Source organism: Stenotrophomonas sp. YJH_SMC_110, from assembly GCF_059369255.1.
This window is the reverse complement of sequence record NZ_JCAFSM010000007.1, coordinates 132,709-154,554: the sequence shown is the minus strand read 5'-3', so window position 1 is coordinate 154,554 and position 21,846 is coordinate 132,709. Positions and strand designations below refer to the sequence as shown.

15 protein-coding genes are annotated in these 21,846 nt (G+C 66.5%); 6 read left to right on the top strand and 9 right to left on the bottom strand.

Features of this window, described 5'->3' with window-relative positions:
- Positions 1 to 24: 24 nt before the first annotated feature.
- The 3 genes from AC5P6H_RS14340 to AC5P6H_RS14330 form a co-directional block, all read right to left on the bottom strand.
- Positions 25 to 921 carry a hydroxypyruvate isomerase family protein gene (locus AC5P6H_RS14340; RefSeq protein ID WP_049404955.1) on the bottom strand — a complete coding sequence of 299 codons (897 nt, stop codon included), beginning with the start codon at positions 919 to 921 and terminating at the stop codon, positions 25 to 27.
- Between the two features lie 210 nt (positions 922 to 1,131).
- Positions 1,132 to 1,914, bottom strand: coding sequence for an SDR family oxidoreductase (locus AC5P6H_RS14335; RefSeq protein WP_075076561.1), 783 nt, complete (start codon positions 1,912 to 1,914; stop codon positions 1,132 to 1,134).
- Positions 1,911 to 2,237: a nuclear transport factor 2 family protein gene (locus tag AC5P6H_RS14330; protein ID WP_495202795.1), complete on the bottom strand. Its 327-nt coding sequence runs from the start codon at positions 2,235 to 2,237 to the stop codon at positions 1,911 to 1,913. Before AC5P6H_RS14330 ends, AC5P6H_RS14335 begins: the two co-directional genes overlap by 4 nt.
- A 98-nt stretch (positions 2,238 to 2,335) precedes the next feature.
- Between AC5P6H_RS14330 and AC5P6H_RS14325 the strand changes: the two genes are divergently transcribed.
- Complete coding sequence (locus AC5P6H_RS14325) at positions 2,336 to 3,247, top strand: LysR family transcriptional regulator (protein ID WP_049404958.1); 912 nt, start codon at positions 2,336 to 2,338, stop codon at positions 3,245 to 3,247.
- Between the two features lie 121 nt (positions 3,248 to 3,368).
- On the opposite strand, the gene AC5P6H_RS14320 is transcribed toward AC5P6H_RS14325, so the two are convergent.
- Complete coding sequence (locus AC5P6H_RS14320) at positions 3,369 to 3,941, bottom strand: single-stranded DNA-binding protein (protein WP_043034165.1); 573 nt, start codon at positions 3,939 to 3,941, stop codon at positions 3,369 to 3,371.
- Between the two features lie 291 nt (positions 3,942 to 4,232).
- On the opposite strand from AC5P6H_RS14320, the gene AC5P6H_RS14315 reads away from it, so the two are divergent.
- The 3 genes from AC5P6H_RS14315 to AC5P6H_RS14305 all read left to right on the top strand — a co-directional run bounded on the left by AC5P6H_RS14315 (position 4,233) and on the right by AC5P6H_RS14305 (position 9,894).
- The gene (locus tag AC5P6H_RS14315; RefSeq protein ID WP_495202794.1) at positions 4,233 to 5,264 is read left to right on the top strand and encodes a LacI family DNA-binding transcriptional regulator; all 1,032 of its coding nucleotides are present in this window, start codon (positions 4,233 to 4,235) and stop codon (positions 5,262 to 5,264) included.
- 130 nt (positions 5,265 to 5,394) lie between these two features.
- Entirely contained in the window at positions 5,395 to 6,297 is a 903-nt protein-coding gene (locus AC5P6H_RS14310) for an ABC transporter ATP-binding protein (protein WP_046429400.1), read from the top strand.
- 12 nt (positions 6,298 to 6,309) lie between these two features.
- Entirely contained in the window at positions 6,310 to 9,894 is a 3,585-nt protein-coding gene (locus tag AC5P6H_RS14305; protein WP_495202793.1) for an ABC transporter permease/M1 family aminopeptidase, read from the top strand.
- Positions 9,895 to 10,009: 115 nt separating this feature from the next.
- On the opposite strand, the gene AC5P6H_RS14300 is transcribed toward AC5P6H_RS14305, so the two are convergent.
- From AC5P6H_RS14300 to AC5P6H_RS14280, 5 genes are all read right to left on the bottom strand, one after another.
- Positions 10,010 to 10,327: a hypothetical protein gene (locus AC5P6H_RS14300; RefSeq protein ID WP_111205859.1), complete on the bottom strand. Its 318-nt coding sequence runs from the start codon at positions 10,325 to 10,327 to the stop codon at positions 10,010 to 10,012.
- 142 nt (positions 10,328 to 10,469) lie between these two features.
- Positions 10,470 to 10,856: an SseB family protein gene (locus AC5P6H_RS14295; protein ID WP_021203054.1), complete on the bottom strand. Its 387-nt coding sequence runs from the start codon at positions 10,854 to 10,856 to the stop codon at positions 10,470 to 10,472.
- A gap of 122 nt (positions 10,857 to 10,978) precedes the next feature.
- A complete protein-coding gene (locus AC5P6H_RS14290; RefSeq protein WP_169411635.1) occupies positions 10,979 to 12,694 on the bottom strand; it encodes an alpha-amylase family glycosyl hydrolase in 1,716 nt (571 codons plus the stop codon).
- A complete protein-coding gene (locus tag AC5P6H_RS14285; RefSeq protein ID WP_111205831.1) occupies positions 12,694 to 14,181 on the bottom strand; it encodes an MFS transporter in 1,488 nt (495 codons plus the stop codon). Before AC5P6H_RS14285 ends, AC5P6H_RS14290 begins: the two co-directional genes overlap by 1 nt.
- Positions 14,178 to 16,370 carry a glucosidase family protein gene (locus AC5P6H_RS14280; protein WP_495202792.1) on the bottom strand — a complete coding sequence of 731 codons (2,193 nt, stop codon included), beginning with the start codon at positions 16,368 to 16,370 and terminating at the stop codon, positions 14,178 to 14,180. Before AC5P6H_RS14280 ends, AC5P6H_RS14285 begins: the two co-directional genes overlap by 4 nt.
- 237 nt (positions 16,371 to 16,607) lie before the next feature.
- Here AC5P6H_RS14280 and AC5P6H_RS14275 point away from each other — a divergent pair, with 237 nt between their 5' ends.
- The gene (locus AC5P6H_RS14275) at positions 16,608 to 18,662 is read left to right on the top strand and encodes a glycoside hydrolase family 97 protein (RefSeq protein ID WP_495202791.1); all 2,055 of its coding nucleotides are present in this window, start codon (positions 16,608 to 16,610) and stop codon (positions 18,660 to 18,662) included.
- A gap of 275 nt (positions 18,663 to 18,937) precedes the next feature.
- Positions 18,938 to 21,706 carry a TonB-dependent receptor gene (locus AC5P6H_RS14270; protein WP_495202790.1) on the top strand — a complete coding sequence of 923 codons (2,769 nt, stop codon included), beginning with the start codon at positions 18,938 to 18,940 and terminating at the stop codon, positions 21,704 to 21,706.
- Positions 21,707 to 21,846 lie beyond the last annotated feature (140 nt).

Here is a 21,846-nt window from a genome sequence, read left to right as displayed (position 1 = left end):
TCTCTCACCTGGGTGGATATCGTTTCAGACGTCGCAGAGGCGGATCGCCTCGCGCAATGAGGCAACGGGATCGGGCGCTGCAGGCGTGAATTCCTGCGCCAGATACCCCTTGAAACCGGTGTCGCGGATCGCGCGACAGATGGCCGGATAGTGGAGCTCCTGCTGGTCTCCAATCTCGTTCCGGCCCGGCACGCCTGCAGTGTGGTAATGCTTGAAGCAGGCGTGATGCTTGCCGATGGTGGCGATGATGTCGCCCTCCATGATCTGCATGTGGTAGATGTCGTAGAGCAGGCCGAAGTTGTCCGAGCCGAGCCGCTGGCACAGCTCCACGCCCCAGGCCGAGTGATCGCACAGGTAGTCGTGGTGATCGACCCTGGAGTTCAGTAGCTCCATCACCAGCACCACGCCGCGCTTCTCGGCATGCCCGAGGATGCGCTTGAGGCCCGCCTCGGCATTGGCCATGCCGTCCTGCGGGTCCATGCCGTTGCGATTGCCGGAGAAGCAGATGAGGTTGCGGTAACCGGCATCGGCGACCAGGTCGATGTGCCGCGTGTAGCGCTCCACCAGCGGGTCGTGGAATTCGCGGCCGGCAAAGCCCTTGGTCAGGCCCAGCTCCGCGCCATTGCACATCGAGCTGTAGACGCCGTTCGCCTTCAGCGTGGGCCAGTCTTCCGGGCCGACCAGGTCGATGGCGGCGAAGCCGATGTCCTTCACCGTCGTGCAGAGCTGGGCGACCGACAGCTGCGGGAAGGTCCAGCGTGCGACGGAGTGCTTCAGGTTGCCCTTGAGCGCTGCGGTGGCGGCGAATGCAGGCAACGCTCCCGCAGTACCCAGGGCTACGCCTCCAGCAACCGCCATGCGCAACGCATCACGCCGCGTGAGGCCCGTCGCCGGAGCCGGTCTGATCGAATGGATGGACATCCACCTGCCGGCCTCCCAACCGACATCAAACACTGAGGATTCACTGCAATGCAATCGATTGCACCATAGGGGAGGAATTTGTGTGTTTGCAAGTCGCAGTGCACGAAAATCAATGCTGCGAGGCACAACTCCGCAACCGACCTGGAAAACAAAAGCCCCGCGTGAGCGGGGCTTTCCTTCTGGCGGTGGGAGCAGGACGACGCCTGTTGGCTACAGGGTCGAAACCGTGCCGCCGTCGATCCGATACTCCGTTCCGGCAATCGACGCCGACCGGGGAGACGCCAGGAACACAATCAGATCGGCCACCTCCTGCGGTGCCGCGGGCCGTCCCACCGGGATCCCGCCGAGCCAGTCCATGACCACCTTCTTGCCTCCTTCATAGTCGGTTCCCGCTTCCGCAGCGATCCGTTCTGCAAATTCCCTGGATGCTTCTGTCTCGATCCAGCCCGGCGCTACGCTCAGCACCCGCACGCCCTTGGGGGTGACCTCTCGTGAAAGCGACTTGCTGTAGGTCGTGAGTGCCGCTTTGGCGGCGGCGTAGGCGGTGGTGGACTCCGGCAGAGGCAGCATGCGCTGGATCGAACTGACGTGGATGATCACGCCAGCGCTCTGCGCGAGCATGGATGGCAGCAAGGCACGATCCAGGCGGACCGCCGGCATCAGATTCAGGTTCAGCTCGGCAAGCCAGTGCGCATCACTGATCGCTGCGAAGCCACCGGCAGGTGTCTTTGATCCCCCCAGCACATTGACCAGGATGTCTGCGCCGCCCCATGCCTGCAGCACGGCGTGGGCGAAAATGCCGGTGCCCTCGGCCGTCGACAGATCGGCGGCTACGTAGGCGACTCCTTCCACCGGGCGTGCCGGCAGGCTGCGCGCCGACGTCATTACCCTGGCCCCGGCCTCGGCGAGGGTCCTGACCACCGCCGCCCCCACACCGGCCGTGCCTCCGGTCACCACGGCCCGCAGGCCACCGAGTTGAAGATCGAAGCTCATGCCGTGATCTCCAGCGATGCGATCAGGTCCCGTTCCAGTTCGAAACGGTAGCTCAGCAGAATCGGACTGCCGGGGAAGTTACCGCTCACGATGGCACGGACAACGTGGTGTTTCTCCTGCCGTTCGATGGCGCTCGGCACGCTGGTGGCGCTGTATTTGGCCGATGCCTCGGCCAGGAAGGCTTTGATGGCGTCGACGCCGACGAGGGTGTGCCCGTCGTCCTTCAGCACAGCCTGGGCGGCAAAACAACGCGCCAGCAGTTCAGGGTCATGTTCGGCCGCGAAGTACGCGGCAATGGGTTCTGGGAGGGTCAACGCATTCATTCCTGGCTCCTGCAGTGGTCAGGCGCTCAGGATGTGCACGCAGGCCGGTTAAGTGAATGCCCTATAATCCGAATGGGTTATGTCAAGAATCTCACATAATGCGCGGATCCGAGTTCGCTGAACTGAAGGCCTTCGTGGCGGTAGTGGAACGTCAGAGCTTCGCGCGGGCGGCGGAACATCTGGGGGTATCGCCCTCGGCCCTGAGCCAGACCATCCGCCAACTGGAAGGCCGTCTCGGCACCCGCCTTCTCAATCGCACGACACGAAGCGTGGCGCCCTCGGCAAGCGGCGGGCGACTGTACGCGCGCATCGCGCCGCTGTTCCAGGAGTTGGCCGTCGCGGTCGCTGAAACCAGCGAAGCCAGCGGACGGATCAACGGGACCCTGCGAATCAATACGCTGGGCATCGCCGCGAGAACACTGATTGCCCCGCGGCTTGCCCGCTTCCACCAGGCCTACCCTGATGTCGTTGTCGACATCGTGGTCGACGACGCGCTCAGCGACATCGTCAGTGGCCGGTTTGATGCGGGCATCCGCGTGGGTGGTCAGCTCGAGAAGGACATGGTGGCCATCCGCCTCACCCCGGACCTGAACATGGTGGCCGTGGCGTCACCGGATTACCTGGCACGCCGCGGAACACCGCGAACTCCGGCGGAACTGCAGGATCACGCCTGCATCAACTGGCGGCTGCAGAGCGATGGCAGGCAGTACCGATGGGAGTTCAAGAAGCGAGGTCGCCACCTCGAGGTCGCCGTGGACGGTCCTGTCGTCACCAATCACGCTGACATCGGGATTGCGTCGGCCCTGGCCGGCCTTGGAATCGCCTATCACTTCGAACAGGATGGTGTGGGCGAACTGTTGGCACAGGGACTGCTGGTGCGGGTACTGGCGGATTGGTCGGTCTCGCGGCCCGGGCTTTTTCTCTACTACCCGAACAGGCGGCATCGCCCCGCCCTGCTGGGCGCGTTCATTGACTGCCTGCTGGACCAGGGAATGTTCGGCAATCGGTGACGAGGTCGACGAACGTCCGCATCCTGCCGCCGGGCAATGGGATCCTGCCACGTCGCCTGTAACGAGAAGGGCCCCGGGCACGCGTGCCAGGAGCCCTTGTCGGGATAAACGGAAGGTACGCTTAGAACGGAATATCGTCGTCAGCGAAGTCGTCCATCGGCGGCGCCTGCTGCGGCTGCGGGCGCTGGTTGCCGCCCTGGTTGCCGTAACCCCCGCCCTGGTTGCCGCCCTGGTTGCCATAGCCACCGCCCTGGCCGCCACGCTGGCCACCGCCGCCACCGCCATACTCCTGGCGCGGCGCCTGCTGGCGCTGCGGACGATCGCCGCCGTAGTTGCCACCACCACCGCCACCGCCTTCACCGCGGCCGCCCAGCATCTGCATTTCATCGGCGATGATGTCGGTGGAGTACTTCTCCACGCCGTCCTGGCCGGTGTACTTGTCGTAGCGCAGGCTGCCTTCGACGTAGACCGAGCTGCCCTTGCGCAGGTACTCGCCGGCGATCTCGCCGAGCTTGCCGAAGAACACCACGCGGTGCCATTCGGTGCGCTCCTGCTGGTTGCCATCCTTGTCCTTGCGGACGCTGGTGGTGGCCAGGCTGATGCGGGTGATCGCCATGCCGCCCTGGGTGTACTTCACGTCCGGGTCGTTGCCGAGATTGCCGACCAGGATGACTTTGTTGATGCCGCGCGCCATAGGTACCTTCGTCCGTTGTCCAGGGGCAGACCGCCAGTGATAGCACAGCCCCGGGCGGGGTGCAGTACGCTGAGCCGCCCCTGGTGAAATTTGGGGGAATGCGAGAACGACGCATCTTACCATTGCCGCCGCCTTCCGCCCGGTCAGGAGACCCCGACCGCACCGAAGGATCAGGCTGATTTCCTTGTCCGGCAATAACTTACCTGCGCCCAGGCCGACGCCCGGAGGGGCATTCGCGTCTGCGCATGGCATCATGCCCGGGCACCTCCCACATGCCCGCTCCGCCCACACATGACGATCAAAGGCAAAGCCACCTCCCTGGACATCGCCCACCTGGCCGGGGTCTCCCAGCCGACCGTGTCGCGGGCCCTGCGTGGCAGCCCGATGGTCAACGCCGAGACCCGTGAGCGCATCCTGCGCATTGCCCGCGAGCTGAACTACAAGGTCGACAAGAATGCCTCCAGCCTGCGCCTGCGCAATGCCGGCACGCTGGCCCTGCTGTTCTTCGAGGACCCGACCAACGACGACTCGCTGATCAACCCGTTCTTCCATTCGATGCTGGGCTCGATCACCCGCGCCTGCGCCCTGCACGGGCAGGACCTGCTGGTCTCGTTCCAGCAGCTGTCCACCGACTGGCAGGCCGATTACGAGGACAGCAACAAGGCCGACGGCATCATCCTGCTCGGCTACGGCGACTATCACGAATCGCGCGACCGCCTGCAGCGGCTGGTCGAACAGGGCACGCACTTCGTGCGCTGGGGCGCCGCCCTGCCCGGCCAGCCCGGTGTCTCGATCGGCAGCGACAACTTCCAGGGCGGGCATGACATCACCACCCACCTGCTGCAGCAGGGCTGCCGCCGCATCGCCTTCCTCGGCCATGCCTCCAGCCACTACCCCGAATTCCAGGAGCGCTACCGCGGCCACGTCGCGGCTCTGCAGGACCACGGCCTGGCCCCCGAATCGGCGCTGCAGCACGATGCGATCACCACTGAAGCCTCCGGCCAGGAAGCCTGCCAGGCCCTGTTGGCGCGCGGCGAGCCGATCGATGCGATCTGCGCGGCCAGCGACCTGATCGCCATCGGTGCGATGCGCGCCCTGCGCGAGGCCGGGCTGCGGGTGCCGCAGGACGTGGCGGTGACCGGCTTCGACGACATCCCGCTGGCCGCTTCGGTATCCCCCGCGCTGACCACGGTGCAGCAGGACACCAAGCAGGCCGGCCAGCTGCTGGTGGAACGCCTGCTGGCGCTGATCGGCCGGCAGCCGGTGGACAGCCAGAGCATCCCGGTGAAGCTGGTGGTGCGCGAATCATCCCTGCGCGGGTAAGGCGCCGCTGGGCCGGCGCGCTGGCCAACGCACGACGGCGGGATTCTCCCCCCATGACCAACGGCGGATGCGCACGGAGGCGGTTGCGCGGATAACGCGCAGACATTGCCCATGGAAAGGTGTACGTCGCATGCTGAAGATCGATTCGCTGTCCAAGACGTACGCCAACGGCGTGCATGCCCTCAACAACGTCACCCTGGACATCCCGCGGGGCATGTTCGGCCTGCTCGGCCCGAACGGCGCCGGCAAGTCCTCGCTGATGCGCACGCTGTCCACCCTGCAGGAGGCCGACAGCGGCACGGTGACGCTCAGCATTCCGGGCGAGGCGCCGATCGACGTGCTGCGCGACAAGGACGCCGTGCGCCGTCGGCTGGGCTACCTGCCGCAGGATTTCGGCGTGTACCCGAAAGTCAGCGCGCTGGACCTGCTGGAGCATTTCGCAGTGCTCAAGGGCCTGACCCAACGCGCGCAGCGCCGCGAGGTGGTCGATGGGCTGCTGCAGCAGGTGAACCTGTGGGATGCCCGCAAGCGCAAGCTGGGCACCTACTCCGGCGGCATGCGCCAGCGCTTCGGCATTGCCCAGGCGCTGCTGGGCGACCCGCGGCTGGTGATCGTCGACGAGCCCACCGCCGGCCTCGACCCGGAGGAACGCAACCGCTTCCTCAACCTGCTGGCGGCGATCGGCGAGAACGTAGCGGTGATCCTGTCCACCCACATCGTCGAGGACGTGACCGACCTGTGCCCGACGATGGCGATCATGAACAAGGGCCAGGTGCTGCTGACCGGCCGCCCCAGCGAAGCGATCAACGCCCTGCAGCACCAGGTTTGGCGCAAGCAGGTCGATCCTTCGGAGCTGGCCGACCATGAAGCGCGCTACGTGGTGCTGTCGACCCGTCTGGTCGGTGGCCGCCCGGTGATCCATGTGCACAGCGCCAACGACCCCGGCGACGGCTTTGCGGCCGTGGCTCCCGACCTCGAAGACGTGTACTTCCAGCGCCTGCGCCTGCAGGCCCGTGCTCGCGCAGCAGCCTGAGCGGAGCACGCCATGATCCTCGATTTCTTCCGTTTCGAGCTGCGCGAGCAGCTGCGTTCCCCGCTGCTGTGGCTGCTGGCCGGGCTGTTCGCCCTGCTTGCCTTCGCCGCTGCGTCCAGCGACGCCGTACAGATCGGTGGTGGCAGCGGCAACGTGCACAGCAACGCGCCCACCGTGATCGCGCAGATGCTGGGCATCTTCACCCTGCTCGGAATGCTGGTCACCGCCCTGTTCGTCAGCAATGCGCTGCTGCGTGACTTCGAACTGGGCACCGCCGAGCTGATCTTCGCCAGCCCGGTGAAACGCCGCGATTACCTGGCCGGCCGCATCGCCGCCGCCCTGGCTACCGGCCTGCTGTTCTACCTGCTGGTCGCTTTCGGGCTCTGGCTGGCACCGTTCATGCCCTGGGTGGACGCCGAGCGCATGGGGCCGATCAGCTGGCAGGGCTATGCCTGGAGTTTTGCGGTCATCGTCATTCCCAACCTGTTGTTCACCACCGCGCTGCTGTCATTGCTGGCAGCGGTCACGCGTTCGATCCTGTGGGTCTACATCGGGCTGGTGGCCTACCTGGTCCTGTTCGGCGCCAGCGCGGCGGTGCTGCGCGACATCGACAACACCTGGCTGGCGGTGCTCAGCGAGCCTTTGGGCATGCGCGCCCTGTCACGCACCATCCGCTACTGGTCCACCGCCGAGCACAACAGCGGCGTTCCCGGCCTGGCGGGCTACCTGCTGGCCAACCGTGCCCTGTGGCTGGGTGTGACGGCGCTGCTGTTCGCCGCCACGTTCGCCCTGTTCCGCACCGAGCGCAGCGGCAGCGGCCGTCGTCGCTGGGGCCGCCGGCAGGCGCAGCCGGTTGCCGACGCCGCCGCCCTCCGGCCCAACCGCAACCCGTTGCCGCGCGTGGTACCGGCATTCAGCGCGACCACCGCGTGGCAACAGTTCCTGCGCCAGGTGCGCTTCGACACGCGCGGCGTCCTGCGCAGCGTGCCGTTCATCGTGCTGCTGGTGCTGGGCCTGGCCAATTTCCTGCCCAACGCGCTGTTCCGGCAGACCCTGTACGGCACCTCGATCTGGCCGGTCACCTCGCAGATGATCATGGGCCTGCAGGGGGCCTTCAGCTGGCTGCTGGTGATCATCGTGCTGTTCTTCGCCGGTGAGCTGGTGTGGAAGGAACGCAGCGCGCGCATCAACGAAGTGACCGATGCCATGCCGGTGCCGAACTGGGTACCGCTGCTGGCCAAGTTCACCGCACTGCTGGCAGTGATCATCTGCTTCCAGGCCGCCGGTGCACTGGCGGCGATGGGCGTGCAGCTGGTCAAGGGCTACACCCACCTGGAGCCGCTGCTGTACCTGCGCAGCCTGGCGCTGGACTCGGTGATCTACATCCTGATGGGGGGCCTGGCACTGGTGCTGCAGGTGCTCACCAACAACAAGTTCGTCGGTTACGCGCTGCTGATCGTGGTGATGATCGGCCAGGGCGTGCTCGGCATGCTGGACTACACGCAGAACCTGTACACCTTCGGTGGCTGGCCCAACGCTCCCTATTCGGACATGAACGGCTACGGCCACTTCCTGCCGGGGCAGCTGGCGTTCCAGGGCTACTGGGCGCTGTTCCTGCTGACCCTGATGTGCCTGGCATCGGCGCTCTGGGTGCGCGGTGTCAGCCAGGGCCTGCGCCAGCGCCTGGCCCTGGCCGGCCGCCGCCTGCGCGGCCCGACCGGCGTCTTCGCCGGACTTGCGGCATTGGCCTTCGCCGGCGTGGGCAGCTGGCTGTACTGGAGCACCAATATCCGCAACGAGTTCATCTCGCCCGACCAGCAGCTGGACCTGCAGGCCCGCTACGAGCGCGAGCTGTCGAAGTACCGCACCCTGCCGCAGCCGCGCATCGTGGCGGTGGACAACCGCGTGGACCTGTTCCCGGAATCGCAGTCGATGGTGATCGATGCGAACTGGACGGTGCGCAATACCCATGCCACGCCGATCCAGGACGTGCATGTCTCGATGGGCGATGACAAGCAGCTGGTCGACGTCGACCTGGGTGGGCAGACGCTGTCGTTGCACGATGCCGATCTCGGCTACCGCATCTACCGCCTGCAGAAGCCGCTGCAGCCGGGCGAAACCCGCAGCGTGCATTTCCGGGTGGTGCAGAAACCCAATGGCATCACCGCCGGGCTGGCGCCGAGCAACATCGTGGACAACGGCACCTTCTTCAACAGCCGCGTGCTGCCCTCGTTCGGCTACAACGAGGGCGCCGAGATCAGCGACCGCAACGAGCGGCGCAAGCGCGGCCTGGGTGAGCCGCGGCGCATGCCCAGGCTGGAGGACGACGCCGCGCGTGCCAACACGTACATTGCCAACGATGCCGACTGGCTCGACTTCCGCACCACGGTCTGCACAGCACCGGACCAGGTGGCGCTGGCCCCGGGCTACCTGCAGCGCGAGACCACGGTCAACGGCCGGCGCTGCTTCAGCTACGCCATGGACCGGCCGATGCTGAACTTCTATGCCTATCTATCGGCACGCTGGGAGGTGCGCAAGGCGAAGTACAAGGACATCCCGATCGAGGTCTACTTCGATCCGGCGCACGGCTACAACGTGGACCGGATGATCGAGGCGGTGCAGAAGTCGCTGGCCTATTACGAGGCGAACTTCACCCCGTACCAGCACCGCCAGGTACGCATCATCGAATTCCCGGGCTATGCCCGCTTCGCGCAGTCGTTCGCCAACACCATCCCCTATTCCGAGGCCATCGGTTTCATCGCCGACCTGCGCGACCCGGACAAGGTGGACTACGTGTTCTACGTGACCGCGCACGAGATCGCGCACCAGTGGTGGGCGCACCAGGTGATCGGCGCCAACGTGCAGGGTGCGACCGTGCTGTCCGAATCGCTGTCGCAGTACTCGGCCTTGATGGTGATGGAGCAGGAATACGGCCGCCAGCACATGCGCCAGTTCCTCAAGCGCGAACTGGACGGCTACCTGTCCGGCCGCGGTGGCGAAGCCATCGAGGAACAGCCGCTGGAACGCGTGGAAAACCAGCAGTACATCCACTACCAGAAGGGTTCGCTGGTGTTCTACCGCCTGCGCGAGGAAATCGGCGAGCAGGCGCTGAACCGTGCGTTGAAGCGCTTCCTGCAGGACAAGGGCTACCAGCAGCCGCCGTACACCACCTCACGCGAGCTGCTGGGCTACATCCGCGCCGAGACCCCGGCCGACCGCCAGCAGCTGGTCACCGACCTGTTCGAGAAGATCAGCTTCTACGACAACCGGGTGATGGCCGCCAGCGCCCGCAAACGTGCTGACGGCCGCTACGACGTGACCCTGGACCTGCATGCCGCCAAGCAGTACGCCGATGGCAAGGGCAGGGAGAGCGACGCGAAGATGGATGACTGGGTCGAGATCGGCGTGTTCGCCACCGGACCGTCGGGCAAGGAGCGCGACCAGAAGGTGCTGTACCTGCAGCGCCACCACATCACCAGCGCCGCGCCGAAGATCACGGTGACGGTGGATGAAAAGCCGGACGAAGCAGGCTTCGATCCCTACAACAAGCTGATCGACCGGGTGAGCGATGACAACCGGCGCAAGGTGACGATGTGAAGCAACGGGGCGCCGGCCGATGTGCCGGTGCTCCGCGCGACGCGTGCGGGCTTGGCTTGGCCTTGCTGTAGTGCCGAGCCCTGCCCCGCACACCGTCCACGACAACCGCGAAAGTTCAGCGCACCGGGGCCTTCGGCCCCAGCAACGCCAGCAGCACGAAGACCACGATCGAGGCGACGGTGCCAAGCACCGCCGGCAACCCGAATGCCCACGCCGGACGGCCCTGCTGGCGCGCCCACTGGCCCAGATGCCAGGCCGCCCCCAGGTTGATCAGCCAGGCAATGGCGAACACCGGCCACAGCACCATGCCCACCGCACGCAGAACAGGCATGAACACCAGTGCGGCGACGATGGCCGCGAACAGGAAGACCAGTGCGGAGCGGGAATGGCGTGATCGTGCCGGTGCGTCGGCGGGTGATTCGCTGAATTCCATGGAGAGTGCCTCGATCCCGATGTAGTCCAAAGGGGATCACGTACGGTGCCCGAAGGGAAGCTCTCTGTAGTATCGAGCCGTGCTCGACTGATCCGGCATTGCGCGAACGGCAGCCGAGCATGGGCTTGGCTCTACATGACAATCAACCCTGGGCGAAGTCCTTCAGGATCTCGCCGACGCCGCTGGGCGAGATCTCGAAGCCCAGCGAAGTGCCCGGGTTGATCACCACGCCGTAGCCACCCGGCACGCGGCGCAGCACGTCCAGCATCCGCCAGCGGATCTGGTGTTCGGCCTGCTGGCTGTAGATGCCCACCCGCGACGGATCGGTGAACACGGCCACGTGCAGGGTGCCCTGCTTGTCGAACAGCAGCGGGTCGAAGCCGCTGCCATCGGGGGTCACCAGGCTGCCGGTCAGCAGTACCACCTCGGAGGCGACGAAGGCCTCCATGAAGGCGCGGATCGGCACCGCCCCGTCCATCGCCGCCTTCAGCAGGGTTTCGATCGGGGTCTGCGGGGCGAGGTCGGTCATGGCGATACGGCGGGGCGTGAGGGGGGGCCTATTGTGCCGGATATGGTCACCCCGGTAGTGCCGGCCGCTGGCCGGCACCTGAAGGTGCCATGGATTCATGGGTTGCCGGCCAGCGGCCGGCACTACCGCCCCAGACGCACGTCCCGCGCCCGCTGGTCGGCCATCGCCTTGTCCAGCTCGGCCTGCAGCGCCGGCTGCTGCACGGCGGCATCGAGCACGTACACCTTCACCCCGTGCGCCGGCACTTCGGCCTTCAGGGAAGCATCCACCTGCAACGAACCGCCGTCCAGCGCATCACGCCAGCGGCCCGCCTGGACGTACCGCGCCACGGTGAAGGTCTTCGCACTGTCGCCCTTGTTCAGCAGCACCAGCGCGGTCTGCGCCACCTCGCCATGCTGCAGCACGCGGAAGAACACCGCCTCATCACCCTGCAGGCGCTCGTTCACCTGCAGGCCGCGCTGCAGCGCCGGAGTGGCTGCGCGCAGCCGGGCGATACGCTGCAGCGGCGCGAAGATCGGACTCTTCGGCGCAGCATCCACACGCGGCTGGCCGAAGTAAGCGCGATTGCCGGCATGCTCGGCACGGCCACGCATGAAGCCCGTCTCCGAGCCGTAATAGACCACCGGAATGCCGCGCGCGGTGAACAGCCAGTTGTGCGCATCGATGAAGCCGTTGTCACTGGCCTGCAGGCGCGGCATGTCGTGGTTGTCGTAGAAGCTCATCAGCTCGTACGGGTTGGCATACGGCCCCCCCCTCAGGTGCAGCGGCTCGGCCAGGGTTTCAAAGCCCTTGCCGGCGGTGCCGAACGCCTGCTCCAGCGCACCGCGCAACGGGAAGTCGAGCACGCTGACGTTGGCGTTGGCCGGCCAGGTGTGCTCTGCAATGCGCGCGGCATCGTAATCGAACGCTTCGCCGAACATGAACATGCCCGGGTGCTCGGCGCGGATACGCTTGACGAAGGCATGCCACCACGGGTGCGGCAACCAGCCGATGGTGTCGATGCGCAGCGCATCCACGCCCTGAGCGGCCCATTGCAGGTAAGCACCGACCAGGTAGTCCATCACCGCCGGATTGTCCTGGTTGAAGTCGGACAGCTCGGCAAGGTTGCCATCGAAGATCGAGCCGTCCTTGCTGTCGACCGGTCCAATGCTGTTGTAGAACGCGTGCAGCGGGTTGTGCTTCGGATCCAGTTCCTGCGGCGGCAGGTTCTGGTGGTCGGCGATCAGTTTTCCGTCCTTGTCGAAGATCTGCCCGAACTGCGGCTGCCGTGTCGGCATGGTCCAGGCCGGCGAACCGTGGTTGCCTACGATGTCCAGCACCACCTTCAAGCCGGCACCGTGCAGGCCCTTGGTCAGCCCGGCGAAATCCAGGTCTTTGCTGGGCAGGTGCTCATCGAGCTTGTAGAAGTTGATGCCCCAGTACCCGTGGTAGCCGGTCTTGCCGCGGTCGGTCAGCGTGCTGGTGCAGCTGATCGGCTTGCTGCCGGTAAAGGCCTCGTCCGGGTTGTCGACGATGGGCGTGATCCACACCGCGCCGAAGCCGAGGTTGCGGATGTACTGCGCATTGTCGAGCACGCCGCGGAAGTCGCCGCCGAGATAGCCGATGTTGCCGTCCACCTTGTCCGGGCATGGCACCGGAATATCGAAGGTGCGGTGCACGCCGCCCTGGTCACGGTGATCGTTGGACGGATCACCGTTGACGAAGCGGTCGGTGACCACGAAGTACACCGCATCGCTGGCGAACGGTTCGGTGGTGCCCACATAGTCCGGGCGCGGCGCGGCCGCCGCATGGCCGGCCAGCAGCATCAAGGAAACAGCAACAGACAACGCAGCACGCATCACACCACCTCCGGACGGGACGGAACCCACAACACGCACAGGCCGGCAATGAACAGGCTGCAGCCGCCCAGCACCAGCACATGCATCGGCTGGCCGCCCAGCAACGTGCGCAGGGCGAAGCCGAGTGCACTGGCCGCCACCAGCTGCGGGATCACGATGAAGAAATTGAAGATGCCCATGTACACGCCCATCTTCGATGCCGGCACGCTGTCGGACAGCAGTGCATACGGCAGCGAGAGGATGGACGCCCAGGCGAAACCGACGCCGACCATCGACAGCAGCAGCCAGTGCGGGTCGCGGATGAACATCAGCGAGACCAGGCCGGCACCGCCCAGCCACAGGTTGACCAGGTGGCTCCAGCGCAGGCCGATCGCACGCACCATGAGTGGAATCAGCACCGCCGCCAACGCGGCGAACCCGTTGTAGGCGCCAAACAGCACGCCCACCCAGTTGGCGCCCTCGTTGTAGGCCGCCGACTCTGGTTCAGTCGAACCGAAGTGGGCGCCAGCCACCGCGGCGGTGGTGTAGATCCACATCGCAAACAGCGCGAACCACGAGAAGAACTGTACCCACGCCAGGCGACGCATGGTGACCGGCATCGCGCGCAGGTCGCCGACGATGGCGGCCAGCATGTGCGTGGCCGGCAGCGTACGCGCGAGCGCCAGCAGCAGGCCATAGCCGGCACACAGGCCGGCCAGCACGTACAGCATCCGGTCGCCCTGCCGCCAGGTGATCAGCAGCGCCAGCAGTACGCCCAGCCCCAGCCATCCGGCCACCTGCACCCAGGGCGCCGGGCCGCTGATCGGCGCTGCTGCGTGACGTGCCGGAGGTTCGGCGTCATCGAAACCGGCCAGCTCCGCCGGTGAGTATTCGCGGGTGCTGACCACCGTCCAGGTGATTGCCGCCAACAGCACCACCGCGCCGAAGTAGAACGCATAGCGCACGGTATCAGGCACCTCACCTGCGGCGGCCGTATTGGCGACCCCGAAGTGGGCCAGGATGAACGGCAGGAAGCTGGCGACGATGGCGCCCACGCCGATGAAGAAGCTCTGCATGGCATAACCGGCCGGACGCTGGCGCGGCGCCAGCTGGTCGCCGACGAAGGCGCGGAACGGCTCCATCGACACGTTGATCGAAGCATCGAGTACCCACAGCGTGCCGGCGGCGATCCACAACGTCGGCGAGTTCGGCATCACCAGCAGCGCCAGCGTGGTCAGCACCGCTCCGATCATGAAATAAGGACGGCGGCGCCCCCAGCGCGTCCAGGTGCGGTCGGACAGGTAACCGATCACCGGCTGCACCAGCAGGCCGGTCAGCGGCGCGGCGATCCACAGCCCGGGCACCGCGTCGATGTCCGCGCCCAGCGTCTCGAAGATGCGGCTGGCATTGGCGTTCTGCAGGGCGAAGCCGAACTGGATGCCCAGGAAGCCGAAACACATGTTCCAGATCTGCCAGAACGACAGCTGCGGCTTGGCGGTACGATTCATCGTGCGCCCTCTGCCGCGGCCACCGGCGCCACCATCAGCGCCTGCACCTGGGCCTGGTTGAGCACGCCATCGCGTCCGCCCTTGCCCCCGGTGTAGTGCGCGAAGTGCTGCAGCGCGCTCATGTTGAAGCCTTCTTCAAGCGTGACCGTGCATCGGCCCTTGGGCACCGTGAATGTCGCCGAGGTCGAGTCCTGCACGGCCACGCTGTGCGGCAGGGTGACGGTGTGCCGCTGCAACGGCTGGCCCGGGCACTGCAGCACCAGCTGCTTCACCGCAGCGGTGACGCCGGTGTTGATCGGCCCGTTCGGATTGCGGTACTGCAGGCGCAGGCGCACCTGCCCGGCCCTGGCGGAGGTGAACTGCCAGCGCTGCGTACCCTTCAGTCGCTGCTGCGGACCGACGCAGACCATCGGGCTGTGCAGCGATTCAATTGCACCGTCGCGCCGGGTCAGGCTGAGGCAATGCTGCAGGCCATCGTCACCGATGCGTGCCAGGCCATTGCTGGCGGCGAGCGCCCGGCCGTCCTGCCACAGCACCTGGCCGGCAGCGACCACGACATTCCAGCCCATGCCCTTGCGTTGCACCTGCGGTGCGGCCGGCGTGGCCGGTGCGCGCGCATCTGCGTCGGCCGTCGTCGCCGCGCTGCGTGGCGCGGCTGCGGCGGGCACCAGCTGCACGGTGGTGGTGGCGCCACGGGTCTTCACCTTGCCCGCCACCAGCAGGCCATCACCCACCTGCTTCGGTCGCTCCAGCACATAACGCCTGCCATCGGCCTCCAGGGAGATGCGGCGCTGATTGCCGAACAGTTCGGGCACCAGCACGGCCGGCAGCTTGGGCTGCACGCGGCCATCGTCCTGCACGCCGAACACGCCCTCGACCACCATCGACAGATAGCCGGCCACCGACCACAGCTGGCGTTCGGAGTTGACCACCGGGCCGCTCAGCACGCCCTCGTCAACATGCACCGCCTGGCTGACCAGCTCGTAGTTCTCCATGTTGGAACCGGCCAGCGCGGCGCCCTGCATCAGCGAGCGGATCTCGGCGGCGATGCGCGGTGCATCGTCCAGCTGGCGCGCCGCGCGCAGCGAATAGGCACTGACGAACGGCCAGATCGCGCGGTTGTGGTAGATCGGCTGCTGCGCCTCCTGCGGCCACACCACCGGGCTGCCGGCCGGGCCCATCGGATACGCCGCCAGCGCACGCCGCGCGCGCTCGGGCGGCAGCACCTCGGCCAGGATGCCCAGCGACAGGCCGAGCAGATCGACCTTGGCGTACGGCACCGGGTGCGCGGCCTCGCCGATGTAGCTCATGTACTGGCCGATATCCTCGCGCCAGAAGCGCGCATTGATCTGCTGCGCCAACGCATCGGCCCAGGCCCTGTAGTCGGTCGCGCGGGCATCGCCGTGCTGCCCGGCCAGGCGTTCGGCCAGGCGCAGTGCCTGGTAGTGCAGCACGTTGGTGGACAGTGCGTAGGAATCACCGATGAAACGCACGTCCTCGCGGGTCCAGTCTGGATAGGTCTGCTCGCGCCAGTCCAGGAAGGAGGTCTCGCCGCGGTACAGGCCCATCTGCGCGTCGAACACCATCGCGCGGTCCTGCGCCAGCGTGCCCTGCAGCGCCTGCCAGACCTGATCGGCAAACGCTCGGTCCTCCAGCAGGTGGCGTGCCGCCAGGAACCACACCACGCGATCACTGCTGATCGGCCAGCTGCCGCCGGAACCGGTGTCCTGCGCCACGAACAGGCCGGGCGTACGCCCGTCACGGGCTGCCGACAGCTTGAACTGCAGCGACTGCCGGGTGCGCTGCGGGTCCAGCCGCGCCAGCGCCAGGTCGGCGGCGAAGCTGACATCACGGGTCCACACATAGGGCCAGCGTGCACCGGTCTGGAAGCACTCGCACGGGACCGGCCGGCCCTCGTCGAACGCCGGATCACGGATCGCGTCCACGCGGTCCTGGGACATCTCCTGCTGGGCGAGCGCGAACAGGGCATCGAACATCACGCTGCCGGTCTGGCAGCGCATCGGTGCGGCTGCGATCTGCACTGCGCCCTTCGGCGCATGCAGCACGAAGCTGCCCTTGGCAGCGGCTTCGGCGCGCGCATGGCGACCGTCGAATTGCAGGTCGGCCGCCTGCGCGGTCGATCCCAGCGCTGCCCCCAGGGCAGCGGTCAGGCAAATGATCTTCAGCATCGAAGCGGCGGACCGGCTTGCGCCCGTCGGCCTCCCTCCCTCTCTGCACGCGTTGTAGGTCCGCACCGTCGTTGCCGGCGGGCGGGCGCGGCCCCTCCCTCAAGGTGCCTGGGCCCCATGGTAGACGCGGGGCTGTCGGCTGCGTCCAGTTGCATACGTATTCATGGCATCGCGCGGTGGCGCGCCCGCCGCGCTGGCTTATGGTCCGGGTCTGCCAACGGCGCCTTGGGAGGGGAATTGCCGATGTCATCCACTGCTGTACGCGCGGTGTTCGCGCACATGCTCGGCCTGGCACTGATCGGGTGGGCCACGCTGGTACAGGCCGCGCCGCAGGTGGCCAGCGTCGAATCGCCGGGCAAGGTATTGAAGGTCAGTCTGCTGCTGGACGGCGGCACCGCCCGCTACCGTGTCGAGCGCCTGGGCGACACCGTGGTGGAGGATTCGAAGCTTGGCTTTGCCCTGCGCGACGGTCGCCTGGACCGCGATTTCGCCCTGCTGGGCCAGCAGCGGCGCAGCGTCGACGACACCTGGGAGCAGCCGTGGGGCGAGCGCCGGCTCACCCGCGACCACTTCAACGAGCTGACCGTGCAGTTGGCTGAAACCACCGGCCGCAAGCGGCGGCTGGATGTGGTGTTCCGCGTCTACGATGATGGCCTTGGCTTCCGCTATGTGTTCCCTGAGCAACCGAACCTGCGCGAAGCCATCATCGATGACGAACTGACCGAATTCGCCATCGCGCCCGAATCAACCGCCTGGTGGATTCCCGCCGGCGAACCGATCCACTACGAATACCTGTATCAGCGCACGCCGCTGCGCGAAGTGCCGCTGGTGCATACGCCGATGACCCTGCGCAGCCGCGATGGCCTGCATCTGGCGATCCACGAGGCCGCGCTGGTGGACTATGCCGGCATGTGGCTGCGGCGCACCGAGGGGCAGCGCCTGCGCGCGCAGCTGTCGCCCTCGGCCGAAGGCTGGAAGGTACGCCGCACCCTGCCCTTCGCCACGCCGTGGCGCACGCTGCAGATCGCCGATCGTGCCGGTGGCCTGGTCGAATCGGACCTGATCCTCAACCTCAATGAACCCAACGCGCTGGGCGATGTGAGCTGGGTGAAGCCGGCCAAGTACCTGGGCGTGTGGTGGTCGATGCACCTGGACAACGAGAGCTGGGCAACCGGACCGAAGCACGCGGCCACCACCGCCAAGACCAGGAAGGTGATCGACTTCGCGGCCGCGCACGGCTTCCGCGGCGTGCTGGTGGAAGGCTGGAACCCGGGCTGGGATGGCATGTGGGTGGGCAATGGCTACGACTTCGATTTCACCCGCGCCACGCCTGATTTCGACATTGAAGCGCTGACGGCGTATGGCCTGAAGAAGGGCGTGCACCTGATCGGCCATCATGAAACCGGCTGCGCCATCGAGCACTACGAGGACCAGCTGGGTGCCGCGCTGGACCTGTGTGCACGGCTGGGCGTGGACCAGTTCAAGACCGGCTACGTCTGCGACGACGGCCAGGTCGACCGCCGCAATCCGGCCGGGGGCCCACTGTGGCGCGAGTGGCACGACGGGCAGTTCATGGCCCGCCACCACCTGAAGGTGGTGCAGGAAGCCGCGCGCCGGCACCTGTCGGTCAACCCGCATGAGCCGATAAAGGATACCGGCCTGCGCCGCACCTATCCCAACTGGATCTCACGCGAAGGCGCGCGCGGCATGGAGTACAACGCCTGGGGCCAGCCACCGAACCCGCCGGAGCATGAGGTCAACCTGGTGTTCACCCGCATGCTGGCCGGGCCGATGGATTACACCCCCGGCATCCTCAGCCTGAAGGGCCGCCACGGCCAGGCCATTCCCAGCACGCTGGCCCGCCAGCTTGCCCTGTACGTGGTGCTGTACAGCCCGATCCAGATGGCCGCGGACCTGCCCGATCACTACCTGCAGCATCGCGAGGCATTCCGTTTCATCGAGGACGTGGCGGTGGACTGGGAGCAGAGCCGCGTGCTCGATGGCGAAGTGGGTGACTACGTGACGATCGTGCGCCGCGACCGCAACAGCCGCGACTGGTTCCTCGGCAGCATCACCGACGAACACGGCCGCGTGCTGCCGGTACCGCTGGGCTTCCTGGAGCCAGGCGTGCGCTATCGCGCCGAGATCTACCGCGATGGTGAAGGCGCTGATTTCCGCAGCAACCCGTTCGCGTTCGCACGCGAAACCCGCGAGGTGACCAGTGCCGATGCACTGACGCTGGTGCTGGCACCGGGCGGTGGGCAGGCCATTCGCTTCACGCCCATCCACTGAACGTTTTCCTACCTGCGCTCCCGTAGCGCCCGAGCCCATGCTCGGGCGGCGGTGCGTAGCACCGAAACGCAGCCGAGCATGGGCTCGGCTCTACCGAACAAGGCACCTGAAAGCGATTACAACCCTGCAGACGCCATTGAATACGTATGCAGGGTGATTCCCGCGAAGAACGCGCTGCCTACCATAGCGGCGACGACAGCGGCCACCGCGTCGCACGTTCACGGCCCCGCCGGAACGCTCACAAATCGATCTGCAACATTGCCTGGGAGGGGAAAATGTTGAACCACAAGCGCAGCGCGCTGAGCATCGCGCTGGCCGTTGTCCTGGCGCCGACGCTGGCGTCGGCACAGTCCACGCAGAACACCACCACGCCGGCCGGCACCGCCGCCACCAACCTGGATACGGTGCAGGTCACCGGCATCCGCCGCGGCATCGAGAGCGCGATCGCGGTCAAGCAGGACGCCACCTCGGTGGTCGAGGCAATCTCCGCTGAAGACATCGGCAAGCTGCCCGACGTCAGCATCGCCGAATCCATCTCGCGCCTGCCCGGCCTGGCCGCCCAGCGCGTGGCCGGGCGTGCGCAGGTGATCAGCGTGCGCGGCCTGTCGCCGGACTTCGCCACCACCCTGCTCAATGGCCGCGAAGTGGTCAGCACCGGCGACAACCGCGGCGTCGAGTTCGACCAGTACCCGTCCGAGCTGGTCAACGGCGTGACGGTGTACAAGACCCCGGACGCGGCGCTGGTCGGCCAGGGCCTGTCAGGCACCATCGACATGCAGACCGCGCGCCCGCTCAGCTTCGGCGAGCGCGTGATCGCGGTCAGTGGCCGCTACCAGAAGAGCTCGCTGGGCCGCGCCGCCAACACCGATCCGTACGGCAACCGCTTCAGCGCCAGCTACATCGACCAGTTCCTGGACAAGACCCTGGGCATCGCCATCGGCTATGCGCACAGCGACATGCCGATCCAGGAGAACCAGGTCGGCCTGTACGAGCCGTGGACCACCGAGCACACCGACAAGGGCGAGCGTCGCGGAATCGCGCCAGGCACCTACTTCACCGACGGCATCAAGGCACTGCGCCGTACCGGCAACAACAAGCGCGACGGCGTGATGGCGACGATCCAGTTCCGGCCGAACAACAGCTGGACCAGCACCTTCGATGCGTTCCACACCGAAGCCGAGCAGATTGACACCGCCAACCAGTTCGAGCTGAGCCTCAGTGGCAATGGCGAGGACACCAAGGATCCCAACGCGATCCTGCCTGTGTTCAGCAATGTCGGCCGCAATGCCGATGGCAGCTTCACCGGCGGCACGATCAACAATGCATATCCGCTGGTGCGCGGCATGTACAACAAGCGCAAGGACAAGATCGATGCGTTCGGCTGGAACAACGAATTCAACGTCGGTGGCGTGAAGCTGGTCGCCGACCTGAACTACTCCAAGGCGACCCGCCGCGAGATCAACCTGGAAAACAACCTGCAGCTGGTGCCGCGCCCGCAGTTCGACACGATCGGCCTGGTGGTGAACAACAACAGCTTCTCGCAGATCACGCCGGGGCGTGACTACTCCAATCCGGACAGCCTGTTCCTGACCAACACGATCTATGGTTCCGGCTACGGAAAGGTGCCGGAGGTGGAAGACCGCTTGAAGGGCGCCAAGCTGGCGGCGACGCTGCCGGTTCCCGAAGCCATGTCCAGCTGGTTCTCGGATGTGGACGTGGGCGTGAACTACGCCGACCGTCGCAAGCAGAAGGCCCAGGCCGAAGGCAGCATCCTGCTCGGCGCCCAAGGCGAATCCACCATCGCCCAGGACCTGCAGTACCGCCCGGTCAACCTCGGTTTCGCCGGCATCGGCTACATCCCGTCGTGGAACGTACCGGCCGCTGTGGGTCGTTACATGACCTTCAACCCGGTCGACAACCTGGACTACCTGATCCCCAAGTCGTGGACGGTCGAGGAGAAGATCACCACCGCGTGGGCACGCCTGAACATCAACACCGACATCGGCGTGGTCGGCGTGCGCGGCAACATTGGCGTGCAGATGCAGCACACCGACCAGAGCTCGGATTCTCGCTACTGGGACAGCTCGCAGCCGGCTGGCAGCAACATCCAGCCCTTCTCTGCCGGCAAGACCTACAAGGATTGGCTGCCGAGCTTGAACCTGGCCTTCATGTTCCCCCACCAGCAGACGCTGCGCTTCGCCGCCGCCAAGCAGGTCGCGCGCCCGCGCGTGGACCAGATGCGCGCCGGCCTGGAGTTCGGCGTGGATACCGGCACCGGCCGGCCGGGCGGCAGTGGTGGCAATCCGCTGCTGGATCCGTGGCGCGCCACCGCGCTGGACCTGTCCTATGAGAAGTACTTCGGCGAGAAGGCCTACGTGGCTGCCGCGATCTTCTACAAGGACCTGAAGAGCTACGTCTATACCCAATCGGTGGACAACTACGACTTCACCGCGCTGCTGGGCAGCTACGTGCCGCCGCCGGGCATGACCGCGCCGGTGCTGACCACCGGCACCTTCTCCGCGCCGCAGAACGGCAAGGGCGGCACGTTGAAGGGCCTGGAACTGACCGCATCGTTCCCGCTGGACATGCTGACCGACAGCCTGCGTGGCTTCGGCCTGCAGGCCAGCGCGACCTTCAACAAGAGCGACATCACCATCCTGGATCCGGAGAGCGCCTCCAGCGTGGGCAGTGACCCGATCAGCCTGCCGGGCCTGTCCAAGCGCGTGTACAACTTCACTGCCTATTACGAGCGCAGCGGTTTTGAAGCACGCGTCAGCCAGCGCCGCCGGTCGGACTTCATCGGTGAGATCGGCAACTTCAACGGCAACCGCAGCCTGCGCTATGTCGTCGGCGAAAACGTGACCGATGCGCAGGTCAGCTACACCTTCAGCGACAGCAGCGCCCTGCGTGGCCTGACCCTGCTGCTGCAGGGCAGCAACCTGACCAACGAGCCGTACCGCACCTACGCCGGCAGCAAGGACCGCCCGCTGGAGTACATCGAATGGGGCCGCACCTACATGCTGGGCGTGAACTACAAGTTCTGAGGCAGCGCCGGGCCCTGCCCGGCAGCCCCGACCCGGTAGTGCCGGCCGCTGGCCGGCAACAGAAAACAGGGAGCAGGACCGGAAACCCGCTGCGCAGGCAGCGGGTTTTCCTTTGCGCGGATGCCGGCCGCTGGTCGGCA